The organism is Nocardia sp. NPDC055050, assembly GCF_053608345.1.
Genome location: NZ_JBSGVG010000011.1, coordinates 137,825 through 154,502 on the forward strand (window position 1 = coordinate 137,825; position 16,678 = coordinate 154,502).

19 protein-coding genes and 1 pseudogene are annotated in these 16,678 nt (G+C 67.8%); 19 read left to right on the top strand and 1 reads right to left on the bottom strand.

Features of this window, described 5'->3' with window-relative positions; genetic code table 11:
* Positions 1 to 31 precede the first annotated feature (31 nt).
* Positions 32 to 430, bottom strand: coding sequence for a low affinity iron permease family protein (locus ACWGCN_RS14340; RefSeq protein WP_378987334.1), 399 nt, complete (start codon positions 428 to 430; stop codon positions 32 to 34).
* Between the two features lie 129 nt (positions 431 to 559).
* On the opposite strand from ACWGCN_RS14340, the pseudogene ACWGCN_RS14345 reads away from it, so the two are divergent.
* From ACWGCN_RS14345 to hypE, 19 genes and pseudogenes are all read left to right on the top strand, one after another.
* Positions 560 to 1,204: pseudogene (locus ACWGCN_RS14345) on the top strand (energy-coupling factor ABC transporter permease); the annotation flags it as partial.
* A gap of 66 nt (positions 1,205 to 1,270) precedes the next feature.
* Entirely contained in the window at positions 1,271 to 1,627 is a 357-nt protein-coding gene (locus ACWGCN_RS14350) for a PDGLE domain-containing protein (protein ID WP_452529036.1), read from the top strand.
* On the top strand, positions 1,628 to 2,389 hold the full coding sequence (gene cbiQ / locus ACWGCN_RS14355; RefSeq protein WP_452457203.1) for a cobalt ECF transporter T component CbiQ: 762 nt from the start codon (positions 1,628 to 1,630) through the stop codon (positions 2,387 to 2,389).
* Positions 2,386 to 3,105: an energy-coupling factor ABC transporter ATP-binding protein gene (locus tag ACWGCN_RS14360; protein ID WP_387443737.1), complete on the top strand. Its 720-nt coding sequence runs from the start codon at positions 2,386 to 2,388 to the stop codon at positions 3,103 to 3,105. Before cbiQ ends, ACWGCN_RS14360 begins: the two co-directional genes overlap by 4 nt.
* Before the next feature lie 89 nt (positions 3,106 to 3,194).
* Positions 3,195 to 3,569 carry a hydrogenase maturation nickel metallochaperone HypA/HybF gene (locus ACWGCN_RS14365; RefSeq protein ID WP_378987325.1) on the top strand — a complete coding sequence of 125 codons (375 nt, stop codon included), beginning with the start codon at positions 3,195 to 3,197 and terminating at the stop codon, positions 3,567 to 3,569.
* On the top strand, positions 3,527 to 4,384 hold the full coding sequence (gene hypB, locus ACWGCN_RS14370) for a hydrogenase nickel incorporation protein HypB (RefSeq protein ID WP_452457202.1): 858 nt from the start codon (positions 3,527 to 3,529) through the stop codon (positions 4,382 to 4,384). Before ACWGCN_RS14365 ends, hypB begins: the two co-directional genes overlap by 43 nt.
* Positions 4,385 to 4,457: 73 nt before the next feature.
* Positions 4,458 to 5,513: an NADH-quinone oxidoreductase subunit B family protein gene (locus ACWGCN_RS14375; RefSeq protein ID WP_301907654.1), complete on the top strand. Its 1,056-nt coding sequence runs from the start codon at positions 4,458 to 4,460 to the stop codon at positions 5,511 to 5,513.
* 12 nt (positions 5,514 to 5,525) lie between these two features.
* Positions 5,526 to 7,322, top strand: a complete 1,797-nt coding sequence (locus tag ACWGCN_RS14380; protein WP_379314902.1) for a nickel-dependent hydrogenase large subunit — start codon at positions 5,526 to 5,528, stop codon at positions 7,320 to 7,322.
* A gap of 5 nt (positions 7,323 to 7,327) precedes the next feature.
* Complete coding sequence (locus ACWGCN_RS14385; RefSeq protein WP_378987316.1) at positions 7,328 to 8,257, top strand: NifU family protein; 930 nt, start codon at positions 7,328 to 7,330, stop codon at positions 8,255 to 8,257.
* Positions 8,254 to 8,886, top strand: coding sequence for a DUF5947 family protein (locus tag ACWGCN_RS14390; RefSeq protein WP_378987313.1), 633 nt, complete (start codon positions 8,254 to 8,256; stop codon positions 8,884 to 8,886). Before ACWGCN_RS14385 ends, ACWGCN_RS14390 begins: the two co-directional genes overlap by 4 nt.
* Entirely contained in the window at positions 8,886 to 9,533 is a 648-nt protein-coding gene (locus ACWGCN_RS14395) for a DUF6084 family protein (RefSeq protein ID WP_378987310.1), read from the top strand. The genes ACWGCN_RS14390 and ACWGCN_RS14395 overlap by 1 nt, the downstream gene beginning before the upstream one ends.
* Before the next feature lie 8 nt (positions 9,534 to 9,541).
* The gene (locus ACWGCN_RS14400) at positions 9,542 to 10,864 is read left to right on the top strand and encodes a hypothetical protein (protein WP_452457291.1); all 1,323 of its coding nucleotides are present in this window, start codon (positions 9,542 to 9,544) and stop codon (positions 10,862 to 10,864) included.
* 15 nt (positions 10,865 to 10,879) lie between these two features.
* On the top strand, positions 10,880 to 10,999 hold the full coding sequence (locus ACWGCN_RS14405) for a DUF6893 family small protein (protein ID WP_378627967.1): 120 nt from the start codon (positions 10,880 to 10,882) through the stop codon (positions 10,997 to 10,999).
* Between the two features lies 1 nt (position 11,000).
* Positions 11,001 to 11,522 (top strand): hydrogenase maturation protease, encoded by a 522-nt coding sequence (locus tag ACWGCN_RS14410; RefSeq protein ID WP_452457201.1) that lies wholly within the window; start codon positions 11,001 to 11,003, stop codon positions 11,520 to 11,522.
* A gap of 3 nt (positions 11,523 to 11,525) precedes the next feature.
* Positions 11,526 to 11,768 carry a HypC/HybG/HupF family hydrogenase formation chaperone gene (locus ACWGCN_RS14415; RefSeq protein WP_378627973.1) on the top strand — a complete coding sequence of 81 codons (243 nt, stop codon included), beginning with the start codon at positions 11,526 to 11,528 and terminating at the stop codon, positions 11,766 to 11,768.
* The gene (gene hypF / locus ACWGCN_RS14420) at positions 11,765 to 14,113 is read left to right on the top strand and encodes a carbamoyltransferase HypF (RefSeq protein WP_387443747.1); all 2,349 of its coding nucleotides are present in this window, start codon (positions 11,765 to 11,767) and stop codon (positions 14,111 to 14,113) included. Before ACWGCN_RS14415 ends, hypF begins: the two co-directional genes overlap by 4 nt.
* A gap of 17 nt (positions 14,114 to 14,130) precedes the next feature.
* A complete protein-coding gene (locus ACWGCN_RS14425; RefSeq protein WP_378987292.1) occupies positions 14,131 to 14,475 on the top strand; it encodes a HypC/HybG/HupF family hydrogenase formation chaperone in 345 nt (114 codons plus the stop codon).
* Complete coding sequence (gene hypD, locus ACWGCN_RS14430) at positions 14,472 to 15,584, top strand: hydrogenase formation protein HypD (RefSeq protein ID WP_378987289.1); 1,113 nt, start codon at positions 14,472 to 14,474, stop codon at positions 15,582 to 15,584. The genes ACWGCN_RS14425 and hypD overlap by 4 nt, the downstream gene beginning before the upstream one ends.
* Positions 15,577 to 16,650, top strand: coding sequence for a hydrogenase expression/formation protein HypE (gene hypE, locus ACWGCN_RS14435; RefSeq protein ID WP_452457200.1), 1,074 nt, complete (start codon positions 15,577 to 15,579; stop codon positions 16,648 to 16,650). The genes hypD and hypE overlap by 8 nt, the downstream gene beginning before the upstream one ends.
* Positions 16,651 to 16,678: the final 28 nt, after the last annotated feature.

Sequence of the window (16,678 nt, forward strand, 5' to 3'; positions counted from 1 at the left end):
CCTTTCGAGGGGGTGTCGAGGGTTCCTCCAGTCAGTGGCGCTCTTCGAGCCCGACAGCTTCTCGTAGCCGATCCGCGGCCGCCCGGAGTTCGGGATCAGTGGACGCGGAGGATTCCAGGAGCGCGGCCAATGCCTCGGCGATGACATTGAGTTTCTCTTGCGCGGCCTCGCTCGCGCGGCGGCCGGCGTTTTCGAGCAGCACCACCAACAGCAGCGTGAAAACGCTCGCAACGGTGTGAATGGCAACCTGCCACGTTTTGAGGTCCGTCCACCACGGCAAGCTGATCAGCCACGCCGTGACGATTCCAGCGCAGATGAAGAAGAACGGAGCCTGACTCACGCGCAGTTCGGCCTGTTCGACGAACCGGTCGAAGGGCGAACGGCGGTCACCCCCGCCACGGCTGCGCGCGGCTTCGCTGCGGCGCTCCATCATCGAATTCTAGTCGCATCTACCCCCTGTCGCAGCCGGACTGATATCGCGGTCGGACATTCCTTTATCTGTTCACTTGGACAGATAAAGGGCGTAGTGTTCTGATAGGTGAACGGCAGCACCGTGGCAATGCATATGAGCGACGGGATCGTCGATGCGCCGACGTCGCTGATCTTCGCGGGGATCGCGGCGGTGGGGCTCGGGCTCGCGAGCTGGCGGGCGCGCGCCGAACTCGACGAGCGCGCGGCGCCGATGGCCGGGCTGGTGGCCGCGTTCATCTTCGCGGTCCAGATGGTGAACTTTCCGATCCTGCCCGGTGTGAGTGGGCACCTGCTGGGTGGGGCGCTGGCCGCGATTCTGGTCGGGCCCTACCTCGGGGCGTTGTGCGTGGCGGTGGTGCTGGTCGTGCAGGCGCTGCTGTTCGCCGACGGCGGGCTGACCGCACTCGGCACCAACATCACGAACATGGCCCTGATCGGTGTCGGCGCGGGATACCTCGTCGCTCGGGCCGGGACAGCGTTGCTGCGGCGGCGCAGCGACACGGGGGTGGGTGTCGTGGCATTCGCCGCCGCGTTCGTCGGAACCCTGTGTGCCGCGATGGGTTTCGTCCTCGAGTACGCAATCGGCGGGGCCGCGGGTTCCACGGTCGGGGCGGTCGCAGGGTACATGTTCTTCACCCACGCGTTGATCGGGATCGGTGAAGGCATCATCACCGCGATCACCGTGGTGGTGGTGGTGAGCGCACGACCGGATCTGGTCTATGTTCTGCGTGCCGCTGGGCCGGTGTCCACGTCGGCGTCTCCCGTTCGTCTGCGGGTGTCCTTCACCGGTTTCCTGTGGGTGTTCGCCGCGGCCGCGGTACTCGTCGCCGGCGGGCTGTCCTATGCCGCGAGTTCACAGCCCGACGGGCTCGACGCCACCACCCGACGCGGGTGCACCACGGTCGAGGTGAACGGGGTTGAGGAACTGCACGGTGAGTGCATCGCGCGCAGCGCCGAGGAACACCGGTTCGCCGGTTCTCCGCTGGCGGACTACGCGATTGACGGCAACAGTGATCTGGCCGGTCCGGCAGGCGTGGTCGGCGTCGGGGTCGCCTTCGCCGTGCTGTTCGCGGTGGTCCGGATCGGCCGAAGCGGATCGCGCTCCGGGGGTCGGCGCGACGACGTCGCGGCGCGGACGGATGCGGAGCCGGAGTAGGTGAGCGCCGCGGTCCACCGGCTGTATCTGACGGGGAATTCACCGGCGCATCGGGCACCGACCGAGGTCAAGATCGTGTGCGCGGTGGTTGCGGTGTTCGCGGTCGTGGCGACACCACGAGAGTTGTTGTGGCCGTACGGCTGTTATGCCCTGGGCTTGGTGGCGCTGTGGCGGTGGTGGGGAATCGGGTTGCGCTGGATCGGGCCGCGTCTGCTCATCGAGTTGCCGTTCGTCGTGTTGGCGGTCCTGCTGCCTTTCGCCGCCGGGGAACCCCGCACCGACATCTTCGGGCTGTCGCTGTCGGTGACCGGCCTCTACGCAGCGTGGGGCATCATCGCGAAAGGCACTATCGGCGTGGGCATCTCACTGACCTTGGCCGCGACGACGAGCGTGCGCTCCTTGCCCGAAGGGCTGACGCGGCTGCACGTGCCCGGCACGATCGTCATGATCGTGGTCCTGATGCTGCGCTATGTCGACGTGCTGGTCGCCGAGGCGGCGCGGATGCGGCTGGCCCGCATCTCCCGCGGCGACGACCCACGCACCCTGCGCCAAGCCGGTGCGACCGCACGCGGCGCGGGCACCCTGTTCCTGCGATCCTACGAACGCGGCGAACGGGTCCACCTGGCGATGCTGTCGCGCGGATTCGACGGCACCGTGCCCGATGTCGGCACCCCGCCCGCCACCGGCAGGCAGTGGCTGCTCGGCTGCCTGCCCGCGGCCGCCGCGATCGCTGTCTGCGCAGGTGCTTGGATGGTGCGGTGACCGAACCGACGGCGCCGGCGGTGCGTGTGGTCGAGCTGACCTTCGCCTATCCCGACGGGACCGGCGCACTGAACGGGGTGAATCTGCAGATCGCGCCGGGGGAGCGGGTGGCCGTCCTCGGGCCCAACGGCGCGGGCAAATCCACCTTGATGCTGCACCTGAACGGGGTGCTCACCGCCACATCGGGGCAGGTGCACATCGGCGGTGTGCGGCTGGACCGCAACAGTGTTCGCGCCATCCGGCAGCGGGTCGGGGTCGTGTTCCAGGACCCCGACGACCAACTGTTCATGCCGACCGTGGAACAGGATGTCGCGTTCGGTCCCGCCAACTTCGGTGTCCGCGGCGAAGCCCTCGCCGAACACGTCCGCGAGGCGCTCGCCGCGGTAGGGATGACCGACAGGGCCGGGCGTTCACCGGCGCACCTGTCGCTCGGGGAACGCCGCCGCGCTGCGCTGGCCACGGTGCTGTCGTGCCGACCGGAGGTCCTCGTTCTCGACGAACCGGCCGCCAACCTCGATCCGGTGGCACGTCGCGAACTGGCCGAGATCCTGCTGTCGCTGCCCACCACCATGCTCGTGGTGACCCACGATCTGCCCTACGCGCAACGGATCTGCGAGCGGGTCGTCATCCTCGACGCCGGTGAAGTCGTCGCCGACGGCCCCACCGCCGACATCCTCGGCGATGCCGCGCTGCTCGCTGAACACCGACTCAGCTGAGCCTTCATCCGTCGGCCGGCCATCGCGTCGGAGGGTTGCCCAGGAGTAACCTGAGCGGTGGGTTCCTCCCTCGACGAACCGAGACTGCGATGCACGAAATGGCGATCACCCAGAGTGTCATCGACGCCGTGTGCGAACACGCGGCGGGAGCACGGGTGCACAGCGTGCTGCTGGAAGTGGGCGTGCTGTGCGCGGTCGTTCCGGAGGCGATGCAGTTCTGCTTCGAGCTCGCCGCCGAGGAAACCCTGGCCGAGGGCGCGAGCCTCGAGATCGACGTGGTGCCCGGCCGGGCGGGCTGTCGAAGCTGTGGCGCCGAGTTCACCGTGCTCGAGCCGATCGCCCTGTGCGAGTGCGGCAGCGCCGATGTCGAGATCAGAGCCGGGCACGAACTCCGAATCCGCTCGATGGAAGTGAGCCGAGAATGTGCGCAACCTGTGGATGTGGCGACGACGACGCCGCGGTGATCACCCTCCCGCACGAGCACGAGCACGAGCACGAGCACGAGCACGGCCACGGCCACGAGCACGAGCACGGCCACGGCCACGAGCACGAGCCGCACCGGCACAGCCATGGTCACGGTGATGATCACGTGCATCTGCCGGTCACCGAGACCATCACCCTCGAGCAAAAGGTTCTGGCCAAGAACGACCTGTTGGCCCAGCGAAACCGGGACTGGCTCGCCGCCCGCGACATCTTGGCGCTGAACATGACCAGCTCACCCGGCGCGGGCAAGACCACCCTGCTCGAGCGCACGATCCGCGAGTCCACCGAGATACCGATCGCGGTGATCGAGGGCGACCAGGCGACCCTGCTCGACGCCGAGCGGATCGGGGCGACGGGCTGTCGGGTCGTGCAGATCAACACCGGCGCGGGCTGTCATCTCGACGCCGAGATGACCTACCGCGCGCTCGAGTCCCTCGATCCCGCCCCCGGCACCCTGCTGTTCATCGAGAACGTCGGCAACCTGGTGTGCCCGGCCCTGTTCGACCTCGGTGAACGCGGCAAAGTCGTGGTGATCTCGGTGACCGAGGGCACCGACAAGCCGCTGAAGTATCCGCACATGTTCGCCGCGGCGTCTCTGGTCCTCGTCAACAAGATCGATCTGCTGCCCTATGTGGACTTCGACCTGGGCAGATGCCGGGAATACGCGGCGTCGATCAACCCGCACGCGCAGATCCTGCCCCTCTCGGTGACCAGCGGTTCCGGCATGGCGCAGTGGTACGACTGGCTCCGGCGGCAGCGGTCAGCAACTATTGAGGATCACTCACCAGCGACATAGACTTGCGTGATCAGGATCACACCGCAGGTTCCCGCGAGCCTGCGATGCCCCGCTTCAGAAAGTGGCGCAGCCCATGCCTACCCAGGAAGCAATCAAAGCAGAACAGGCCCTGATTCACGTGCTGTGGATCAACGCCGGCCTCAGTTGTGACGGTGATTCGGTCGCGCTGACCGCCGCGACGCAGCCCAGTATCGAGGAGATCGCGCTCGGCGCTCTTCCCGGGCTCCCGCAGATCGCGGTGCACTGGCCGCTGATCGATTTCGAATGCGGTCCCACCGGCGGCGCCGACGATTTCCTCGAATGGTTCTTCAAAGCCGACCGGGGTGAACTCGAACCGTTCGTGCTCGTGGTGGAAGGCTCCATCCCGAACGAGCAACTCCACGAGGAGGGCTACTGGTGCGGCTTCGGCAACGATCCCGCCACCGGACAGCCGATGACGACCAGTGAATGGCTCGATCGGCTGGCCCCGAAGGCCACCGCGGTGGTCGCGGTCGGCACCTGTGCCACCTACGGCGGCATCCACGCCATGGCGGGTAACCCCACCGGCGCGATGGGTGTGCCCGACTACCTCGGCTGGGACTGGAAATCCAAGGCCGGGATCCCGATCGTGTGCGTGCCCGGTTGCCCGGTCCATCCGGACAACATGTCCGAAACGCTGACCTACCTGCTCTACATGGCCACCGGACAGGCCCCGATGATTCCCCTCGACGAGGCGCTGCGCCCGAAATGGTTGTTCGGCGCCACCGTCCACGAAGGCTGTGATCGAGCGGGCTACTACGAGGAAGGCGACTTCGCCGACGAGTACGGCTCCCCGAAATGCATTGTGAAACTGGGATGTTGGGGCCCGGTGGTCAAATGCAACGTCCCCAAGCGGGGCTGGATCAACGGCGTCGGTGGCTGCCCGAACGTGGGCGGCATCTGTATCGGCTGCACTATGCCGGGATTCCCGGACAAATTCATGCCGTTCATGGACGAGCCGCCCGGCGGCAAGATCTCCTCGACGGCATCAGGGCTGTACGGGTCGGTGATCCGCAGTCTGCGCCACATCACCGGACGCACGGTGGACAAGGAGCCGCGATGGCGGCACAAGGGCGAGAAGCTGGAATCCGGCGCCACCCGCACCTGGTAGGAGGCGATTGGAATGACTGCCATCATCCCCGAGCCGTCACACAAGCGGATCGATCCCGACAGCCTGGTCGAAATGGCCTGGGACCCGATCACCCGCATCGTCGGCAGCCTGGGAATCTATACCAAGATCGATTTCGAGAATCGTGAAGTGGTCGAGTGTCACAGCACCTCGTCCATCTTCCGCGGCTACTCGATCTTCATGCGGGGCAAGGATCCCCGCGACGCGCATTTCATCACCAGCCGCATCTGCGGGATCTGCGGCGACAATCACGCCACCTGCTCGTGCTACACCCAGAACATGGCCTACGGGGTGAAACCGCCGCACCTGGGCGAGTGGATCGTCAATCTCGGTGAGGCCGCCGAATACATGTTCGACCACAACATCTTTCAAGAGAATCTGGTCGGCGTGGATTTCTGCGAGAAGATGGTCGCCGAGACCAACCCCGGCGTCCTCGCGCAGGCCGAGACCACGCTCGCGCCGCATTCGGACGCACACGGCTATCGCACCATCGCCGACATCATGCGCGCGCTCAATCCGTTCACCGGCGAGTTCTACCGGGAGGCGCTGCACGTCAGCCGCTACACCCGTGAGATGTTCTGCCTGATGGAGGGCAGGCACGTGCACCCGTCGACGCTGTATCCCGGCGGTGTGGGAACCGTCGCGACGATCCAGCTGATGACCGATTACATGACGCGCCTGATGCGCTACGTCGAATTCATGAAGAAGGTCGTGCCGATGCACGACGATCTCTTCGACTTCTTCTACGAGGCGCTGCCGGGCTACGAACAGGTCGGACTGCGGCGCACCCTGCTGGGTTGCTGGGGCTCGTTCCAGGACCCCGAGGTGTGCAATTTCGAGTACAAGGACATGGAGGAGTGGGGTCGGCGGATGTTCGTCACCCCCGGCGTGGTCGTCGACGGAAAACTGGTCACGACGTCCCTGGTCGACATCAATCTCGGCATCCGAATCCTTTTGGGCAGTTCGTATTACGACGACTGGAACGACCAGGAGATGTTCGTGAAGACCGACCCGCTCGGCAATCCGGTCGACCGGCGTCACCCCTGGAACCAGCACACCAACCCCAAGCCGCAGAAGCGCGACATGGACGACAAGTACAGCTGGGTGATGTCGCCGCGCTGGTTCGACGGCACCGACCATCTGGCCCTCGACACCGGCGGCGGCCCGCTGGCCCGGCTGTGGTCGACGGCGCTGGCCGGGCTCGTCGACATCGGCTACGTGAAGTCGACCGGACACAGTGTGCAGATCAACCTGCCCAAGACCGCGTTGAAGGGCCCGGTCAGCTTCGAATGGAAGATCCCCGCGTTCGGCAGCAACACCATCGAACGCAACCGCGCCCGCACCTACTTCCAGGCCTACGCCGCGGCCAGTGCGCTGCACTTCGCGGAGCAGGCGCTCGTGGAGATCCGGGCGGGACGGACCAAGACGTGGGAGCACTTCGAGGTACCGGACGAGAGCATCGGCTGTGGGTTCACCGAGGCGGTGCGCGGGGTCCTGTCCCATCACATGGTGATCAGGGACGGCAAGATCGCGAACTACCACCCGTATCCGCCGACGCCGTGGAATGCCAACCCCCGCGACAGTTTCGGCACGCCGGGACCCTACGAGGACGCGGTGCAGGGCCAGCCGATCTTCGAGGAGAACGACCGCGAGCACTTCAAGGGCATCGACATCATGCGCACCGTGCGCAGCTTCGATCCCTGCCTGCCGTGTGGTGTGCACATGTACCTCGGCAACGGCAAGTCGCTGGAGAAACTCCACTCGCCGACCCAGACACTCACCGGGGAGTAACGGTGATGCCGGATCGTCCGGGGGAGCACGACGAGGCGGCGTTCGACCCAGACCGGTGGCGCGGCGCAGGCGACCGGATCGAGACCCTGCTGGACGCGAGTTCGGCGGGTGGCGTCGTCGCTCGCGAGCGCGCCGAGCAGCTGGTGCGTGAGGTCGCCGACCTCTACGGTGCCGGGCTGGCACGCGTGCTCGAACTGGTCGATGGTGACGTTCGTGAGCAGCTCGTCGCCGACGATCTGGTCGCGAGTCTGCTGCTGGTGCACGGCCTGCATCCGCACGACGTCGACACTCGCGTCCGCGCTGCTCTCGACAGCGTGCGCCCCTACCTGGGCTCCCATGGTGGTGACGTGGAACTGCTCGGCGTGGCCGACGGCGTTGTCCGGCTCGAACTGTCGGGAAGTTGTCGCACCTGCCCCTCGTCGTCGGTGACCCTGGAACTGGCGGTAGAGGACGCGGTACGTGCCGCCGCGCCGGAAATCGCATCGATCGAAGTGGCTGCTGCGCAACCGGAATCGGCGGATGCCTTGATCTCCGCCGATTCGTTGTTCGCCCGGGTGCACGCCGACGCCCACCCGGTCGAGGCGCAGCACGGGAGCTGGATAGCGGTTCCGGAGCTGGGGGAACTCGGTGCGGGCGAGGTCGGCGGCTTCGTCATCGGCGGGCAGACCGTGCTCGCCTGCCGGGTCGGTGATGACCTGTTCGTCTACCGCGATCACTGCCCCGCCTGCGACCACTCGCTCGCCGGCGCGGCACTGCATCGTCGGATGGGTTTCCCGGTCGGTGACGCCGTACTGCGCTGCCCGACCTGCCGGGCGCACTACGACGCCGTCCACGCCGGTGCCAGAGTCGACGGCGAAGGACACCTGGAACCACTGCCCGTGCTCGTACGCGCCGGGGAGCTCTCGGTGGCCGTGCCCGTGGGGGTGGCCGGATGAGTTCTGGGCTGGGAGTGCTGCGCCGCCTCACCGTCGACCGCAAACCCGCCGTCCCGGCGGGCGAGCGGTGTGAGATGTGCGCCGAGGCCATCGCCGAAGAGCATCAGCACGTGGTGAATGTCGAAGGGCGCCAACTGTTATGCGTGTGCCGGGGCTGCTACCTGCTGTTCACCGACCAGAACGCGGTCCTGCGGTACCGCGCGGTGCCCGACCGCTACCTGCGCTTCCCGACCTTCACCATCGGCCACGGTGAATGGGACGCACTCGAGATCCCGGTGGGCCTGGCGTTCTTCTTCGAGAACTCGGCGCTGGGCCGCACCGTCGCGTTCTATCCGGGACCGGCGGGCGCCACCGAATCCGAGCTGCCCCTCGACCAGTGGCGCACCCTGCTCGACCGGCACCCCGAGATCGATGTCGCGGTCCCCGACGTCGAAGCACTGATGATCCGGGTCCCCGAGCGGGGCACCGCCGAGGCGGCTTGCCTGCTGCTGCCCATCGACACCTGCTACGAATTCGTCGGCCGGATGCGGATGCTGTGGCGCGGATTCGACGGCGGTCAGGATGTGCACCGGTATCTCGACGAGTTCTTCGCCACGGTCTCGGCGCGTGCGCGACCAGGTGGTGCGTGATGTGCCCGGCCTACTCGACGACTTTCGCGGTGCTCGACATCGCGCCGGAGCCCTACGCCGCCACACCGACGCTGTCGGCCCGGATCGGCATCGCGGCGCTCGGTGAGGAACCGGTGCACGCCATCGCCCTGCGCGCACAGGTGCGGATCGAACCGCACCGCCGTAGCTATACCGACGAGGAGAGCGCGGGCCTGGTCGACCTGTTCGGCCCACGCGAACGCTGGCGCGACACCCAGCGCTCCTTCCTCTGGATGCACTGCGCCACCATGGTTCCCGGCTTCCACGGCGGTGCCCAAGTGGACCTGCCGATGCCGTGCACCTACGACTTCGAGGTGAGCGGCGCCAAATACCTGCACGCCCTACGGGAGGGAACAGTGCCGCTGATCTTCCTGTTCAGCGGCACTGTCTTCATCCGGGGCGCCACGGGTTTCGCGGTGCAGCAGATTCCCTGGGACCGGGAGGACAAGTTCGCGATGCCGGTCTCGGTCTGGGACGACCTGATGGCCACGAACTTCCCGAACTCAGGGTGGGTGCGGTTGCACCGCGAGACTCTGGACGCGCTCGCCGCGTACAAATCCAGCCACGGGATGCTCGGCTTCGACGACGCGGTACTGCGCCTGCTCGACACCGCCGAGGAGGACCCATGAGCATCGAGCTGACCAGGTCGCAGGCCAGGGCGCGCGCGGTCGCCGACGCGGTGCTGTACGAGGGCTACCTGCTGTACCCCTACCGGGCGAACTCGCGAAAGAACCAGTCGCGCTGGCAGTTCGGTGTCCTCGGCCCCACCGGGGCGGCCGCGACCGGACTCGGCGAGGAACCGCAACTGTCGGCGCAATGTCTGCTCGACGCGGGGGAGTCCGCCTCGGTCACGCTGACCGTACGGTTTCTGCAGTTGCAGCGCCGGACCGTCGAGGATGCCGGGCACACACCGGTCGCCGAGCTCGTCGCCGAAGGCCGATCGTGGATCAGCTGGGACGAGGCGGTCGAGTGCGAACAGGTGATCGGTCCGCTGCCGCTGACCGATTGGACTGCGCGGCTGACGATTCCGGCCGGCACCGACCACGAGGCGATTCCCGGCCCCGACGGTGCACCGGCCGGACGACTGGTCCGACACCGCGCGCACCTCGACGGGGAAGTCGAGTTGACCGTGGACCGTGACGAGCGCTTTCTGCGCCTCAGTGTCACCCTCCGCAACACCGGCACCCCCGCGACCGACCAGCACGACGCCATCGCCCGCTCCCTGATCGGCGCGCACGTCATCGCCGAAACCGAAGGCGCCCGGTTCGTTTCCCTGCTCGAACCGCCGCCCGACGCCGAAGCGGCCGTCGCCCGATGCTCGCAGCACCGGTGTTTCCCGGTGCTGGCCGGGCCACCCGGTGACCACAGCATCGTGCTGATCTCGCCCATCATTCTCTACGACCACCCCGAGATCGCCGAGCAGAGTGAGGGACCGCTGTTCGACTCCACCGAGATCGACGAGATCCTCACCTTGCGCGTGATGACCATGACCGACGAGGAGAAGGCCCAGGCCCGCGCGACCGACGAGCGGGCGGCGCAGATCATCGACCGCTGCGACGCGATGACACCGGAGACATTGCAGCAGCTGCACGGTGTCCTGCGGAACCCGCACGCCGAGCAGGCCGCGCTGATCCCTGAGGTACCCGACGGTGTCGACTGGTGGGACCCGTTGGCCGACAATGCTGTTCGCCCCGATGCCGACGCGATCATGGTCGGCGCGGTCCGGGTCCGCAACGGGACAAGGGTGCGCTTGCATCCGTCTCGGCGCGCCGATGCCCACGACCTGTTCTACGACGGGCGCACCGCCAAGGTCGTCTCGGTGCACGCCGATGTCGACGGGCAATCCCACGTCGGCGTGGTCATCGAGGACGACCCCGCCGCCGACCTGCACGAATGGTACGGCCGGTACCTGTATTTCGCCCCGGAGGAGATCGAACCGCTCGACAGCCCACGAGAATGAGAGAAGAGGTCGATCATGACGACGATAGGAATGTTCGCGGTGGCGTTGGCCGCCGTGGTGGCTGTGGCCGCCGCAGTGCTCGGCGTGCGTTCGATACCGGATGTCCAGCGCTATCTGAAGATCCGCCGGATGTGAGATGACGCCGCGAGTGCTCGTGGCGGGGATCGGCAACATCTTCCTCGGCGACGACGGTTTCGGACCCGAAGTGGTGCGGCGACTACCGCCGCACGGCGAGACCGTGCGCGTGGTCGACTACGGCATCCGTGGCATGCACCTGGCCTACGACCTGCTCGATCCGTGGGACGCGCTGGTGCTCGTCGACGCCGTCCCCGACCGCGGCGCACCCGGTACTCTCGCGGTCTTCCACGCCGAACCCGGCCCAGCGGGCGCGGCGCAGCTCGACGCGCACGCCATGAACCCCGACGCCGTGTTCGCGAGCGTTCGCGCGCTGGGCGGAACCCTGCCACCGACCGTCGTCGTCGGCTGCCAGGTCGACTCGGTAGAGGAAGGCATCGGCCTGTCCGGCCCGGTAGGTGCCGCGGTCGATCCTGCCGTCGAGGCGGTCGCAGCGGTTCTGGCGCGATTGGTCGCCGATCCGACCGCGATGGTCGCCGACTCGAACGGGCCCGTCGCGCCGTCGAACCGATCGGAGGGGTGAACCATGTGCCTCGGTATCCCCGGACAGGTCGTGGAGATCCTCGACGGATACCACGGGCAACTCGCCCTGGTCACGGTCTCCGGCGAGAACCGCAAGGTGAACATCGGTCTGCTGGAAGAGGATCCGGTGCATCCCGGGGACTGGGTGATCATCCACATGGGTCTGGCGGTCGAGAAGACCGACCAGGCCGGCGCCGCCACCGCACTGGCCGGGCTGAATCTGCTCGGACGAGGCGAACAGTCATGACCGCCGACCGGCAACGTCGGCGCCTCGTGGTTCGCGGGGTGGTGCAGGGCGTCGGCTTCCGGCCCTTCGTCTACACGACCGCCGCGGAACTGTCCCTGTCCGGGTCGGTGGCCAACGACAGCGCCGGGGTGATCATCGAGATCGAAGGCGCCCCCGCCGATCTGGACGAGTTCGCGCGACGCCTGCGCGAGCGCCCACCGCCGTTGGCCGTCGTCGAATCGGTCGACCAGAGCATCGTCGCGTTGCGCGGCGGCACCGGATTCCGTATCGCCGACACCACCCGCGACGGTGGCGGCCGCACCCTGGCTTCACCCGATGTCGCGATCTGCGCGGACTGCGCCACCGAACTGGCCGATCCCACCGACCGGCGCTATCGCCACCCCTTCATCAACTGCACCAACTGCGGACCCCGATTCACCATCATCGCCGAACTGCCCTACGACCGGTCCCGCACGTCGATGGCCGACTTTCCGATGTGTGCCCACTGCGCCGCCGAATACACCGACCCCGCCGACCGCCGCTTCCACGCCCAGCCCATCGCGTGCCCGGACTGCGGCCCGCGTCTGTCCTACCTCGGTCCTTCCGGCTCATCGGCCGAGGGGCCGCTGGACTCGGCGCGAAACCTGTTGCGCGAGGGCGGGATTCTCGCGGTCAAAGGCATCGGCGGTTACCACCTCGCCTGCGATGCCACGAACGAGCGCGCCGTGGCCACCTTGCGGGGCCGAAAGCGGCGAGGCGACAAGCCTTTCGCCGTCATGGTTCCCGACCTCGGCACCGCGCGCACGATCGCGGAGGTCGACGACACCGCCGCGTTACTGCTCACGGGCCCCCAACGCCCGATCGTCCTGCTCGCCCGCAGGGCCCCCGTCCGCATCCCCGCCGAAGCGGCATCCGATGCCGACTCGCACGACATGCTCGATCGCGACACCATCGAACTGGCCCCTTCGGTCGCGCCCCGCAACCCCGACCTGGGCGTCCTGCTCGCCTATACACCGCTGCACCTGCTGCTGTTCGGCTTGTCGGGCGACCGGCCCGTCCCGCGGGTGCTCGTGATGACCTCCGGCAATCTCGGTGGCGAACCGATCTGTTTCGACGACGAGGACGCCCGCACCCGCCTGGCCGCCCTCGCTGACGGCTGGCTGTCGCACGACCGCCGCATCCTGACGCCCTGTGACGATTCGGTCGTGCGCGTGGTCGACGGTGTCGAGCTGCCGCTGCGCCGCTCCCGCGGGTATGCGCCGCTCCCGCTGACCCTGCCGGTCCCGGTGCCGCCGACGCTGGCCGTCGGCGCGGACCTCAAGAACACCTGCGCGGTCGGCGAGGGCCGCTACGCCTGGCTCAGCCAGCACATCGGCGACATGGACGACCTGGCCACCCTGCGCGCCTTCGGTTTCGCCGCCGAGCACCTCGCGGAACTGACCGGGGTAGCGCCCACCCAGCTCGTCACCGACGCGCACCCGCGCTACCGCTCCACCACCTGGGCGCGCACCCACGCCGAAGGCCGTCCGGTCCACACCGTCCAGCACCACCACGCGCACATCGCCGCGGTCATGGGCGAACACGGACTCGGCGCCTCGGACACGGTCACCGGGATCGCGTTCGACGGCACCGGATTCGGACCCGACGGCGCCATCTGGGGTGGTGAAGTCCTGGCCGCCGGCTACAAGGGCTACCGGCGTCTCGCGCACCTGAAATACGTGCCGCTCGCGGGTGGGGACGTCAGCGTGCACCGGCCCTACCGGATGGCGCTTGCACATCTGTGGTCGGCCGGACTGGACTGGTCGGACACGATCGCCTCGGTCGCCGCCTGTCCCGCCGACGAACGCGCGGTGCTGGCACACCAGTTCGGCTCCGGCTTCGGGTGTACCCCGACGTCGAGCATGGGACGGCTCTTCGACGCCGTGTCCTCGCTGGCCGGGGTTCGCCACGCCGTCGACTACGAAGCCCAGGCCGCGATCGAACTGGAGGCCCTCGCGCGCGCCGCGGATCCCGGCTCGCGCACCTACCGGTTCGGCCTCGATCACACCGCGGACCCGGCGGTGATCGACCCGGCCCCGGTCGTGGCGGCAGTGGTCACCGACGCCGTTCACGGCGTCCCGGCCGCCGTGATCGCCGCGCGCTTCCATCACGCCGTGGCGGCGCTGGTCCTGGACCTGGCTCTGGATTTCGCACCCCACCCGACGACCGTCGCGCTCTCGGGTGGGGTGTTCCAGAACGCGTTGCTGCTCTCGGCAGCACGCACCGCGCTGCGCGACAACGGATTCCACGTCATCACCCATCGCCGACTGCCGCCCAACGACGGTGGTCTCGCGTTCGGACAACTACTCGCCGCCGGTGCGGGTTGAGCGAAAGGAGAGCAGCGATGTGCCTGGCAGTCCCGGGAAAGGTGCTCAGCCTGCACGAACGCGACGGCACCATGATGTCGGTCGTCGACTTCGGCGGCGTGCACAAAGACGTGTGCCTGGAATACATTCCGGACGCGGCGATCGGCGACTACGTAGTGGTCCATGTCGGTTTCGCCATCCAGCGCCTCGACGAGGAATCGGCATTGCGCACACTGGCCGAATTCGAGCACCTCGGTGTGCTCAACGAGGAGTTCGGCGACGGGTTCGCCCTCGCCGCCAGACAATCCGGGCTCCCCGATCCCACGGCAGAACCGGCAGCGACCGACTCCGGCGCCGGCGACGACACGGAGGTGACGTCATGAAGTATCTCGACGAATTCAGTGATCCCGACCTGGCGAAGAAGTTGCTCGATCAGATCCGCGGGGCCACCTCCCAGCGGTGGGCCATCATGGAAGTCTGCGGCGGACAGACTCATTCGATCATCCGCCACGGCATCGACCAACTGCTGCCCGACGAGATCGAGATGATCCACGGCCCCGGCTGCCCCGTGTGCGTCACCCCGCTCGAGGTGATCGACAAGGCGCTCGAGATCGCCGCGCAGCCCGGGGTGATCTTCTGCTCCTTCGGCGACATGCTCCGGGTGCCGGGAAGCGAACGCGATCTGTTCCGGGTCAAGAGCGAAGGCGGTGATGTGCGAGTGGTGTACTCGCCACTGGACGCGCTCACCATCGCCAGGCAGAACCCGGATCGGCAGGTGGTGTTCTTCGGCATCGGCTTCGAAACCACCGCACCGGCCAACGCGATGACCGTCTATCAGGCCAAACGGCTGGGCATCGAGAACTTCTCGCTGTTGGTCTCGCACGTGCTCGTTCCGCCCGCCATCGCCGCGATCATGGAATCGCCGAAGTGCCGGGTCCAGGGCTTCCTGGCCGCCGGACATGTCTGCAGTGTCATGGGCACCGAGGAGTACCCGCCGCTGGCCGACAAATACGGAGTGCCGATGGTGGTCACCGGCTTCGAGCCCCTCGACATCCTGGAAGGTATCCGGCGCACCGTGACCCAGCTCGAGGACGGCAGACACCAGCTCGAGAACGCCTATCCCCGTGCGGTCCGCGCCGAAGGCAATCCGGCTGCGAAGACGATGCTCACCGACGTCTTCGAAGTCACCGACCGCGCCTGGCGCGGCATCGGGGTGATCCCCGACAGCGGCTGGCGGCTCTCGGAACGCTACCGCGCCTACGACGCCGAGCACCGGTTCGCGGTCACCGACCTGCACACCGCCGAGTCCTCGATCTGCCGCTCCGGCGAGGTCCTCCAGGGACTGATCAAGCCGCACGAATGCGCCGCTTTCGGCAAACAATGCACCCCACGAAACCCCTTGGGAGCCACGATGGTCTCCTCCGAAGGTGCCTGCGCGGCCTACTACCTGTACCGACGCCTCGACCTGCCCGCGGAGGTGGCTCATGCGTGAGGACAACGCGGCGACCGGCCTCGACATGGACAGCTGGGTGTGCCCGATGCCGCTGCGCGACTCACCGACCATCGTGATGGGCCACGGTGGCGGGGGAGCGATGTCGGGCGAGCTGATCGAGCACCTGTTCCTGCCCGCGTTCGGCTCCGCCGCCGAAGCGGGCATGGGTGATTCGGCGGTGCTCACCCTCGACGGCGTGCGCTTGGCGTTCTCGACCGACTCCTTCGTCGTCAAACCGCTGGCCTTCCCCGGCGGGTCGATCGGGGACCTGGCCATCAACGGCACCGTCAACGATCTGTCCATGGCAGGCGCGCGGCCGATGGTGCTGTCCACGGCGTTCATCCTCGAAGAAGGCACCGCACTCGCCGAGATCGCCAGGGTCGCCGAGGCTGTCGGTACTGCCGCGCTCGCGGCCGGGGTCAAGCTGGTCACCGGCGACACCAAGGTCGTCGACTCCGGCCACGGCGACGGCATCTTCATCAACACCGCGGGCATCGGCATCATCGACGCCGGCGTCGACATCCGCCCGCAGCGCGCCCGTCCCGGTGACGTCGTGATCGTCAGCGGTGACATCGGGGTGCACGGCGTCGCCGTGATGAGCTGCCGGGAGGGCCTCGAATTCGGCACCACCGTCTGTAGCGACACCGCCCCGCTCAACGGCCTGGTCGCCGCGATGCTGGCCACCGGCGCCGATGTGCACGTGCTGCGTGACCCGACCCGCGGCGGGGTCGCGGCGACGCTCAACGAGATCGCGGGTGTCGCGAAAGTCGGTGTGGCACTGGATGAACGGAAGTTGCCCGTCCCGGACGCGGTCCGGGACGCGTGTGGGCTGCTCGGGCTCGATCCGATGTATGTCGCCAACGAGGGCAAGCTGGTCGCCTTCGTCTCCTCCGAGGATGCCGACCGGGTGCTCGCGGCGATGCGCGCGCATCCGCTGGGTGCTCGTGCCGAAGCCATCGGTGTGTGCGTCGAGGACCATCCGGGCATGGTGGTCGCCCGCACCGCCCTCGGCGGTACCCGGGTGGTGGATCTGCCTGCCGGAGAACAACTGCCGCGGATCTGCTGACAGGAGGCGCGATCATCGACGGGACCGA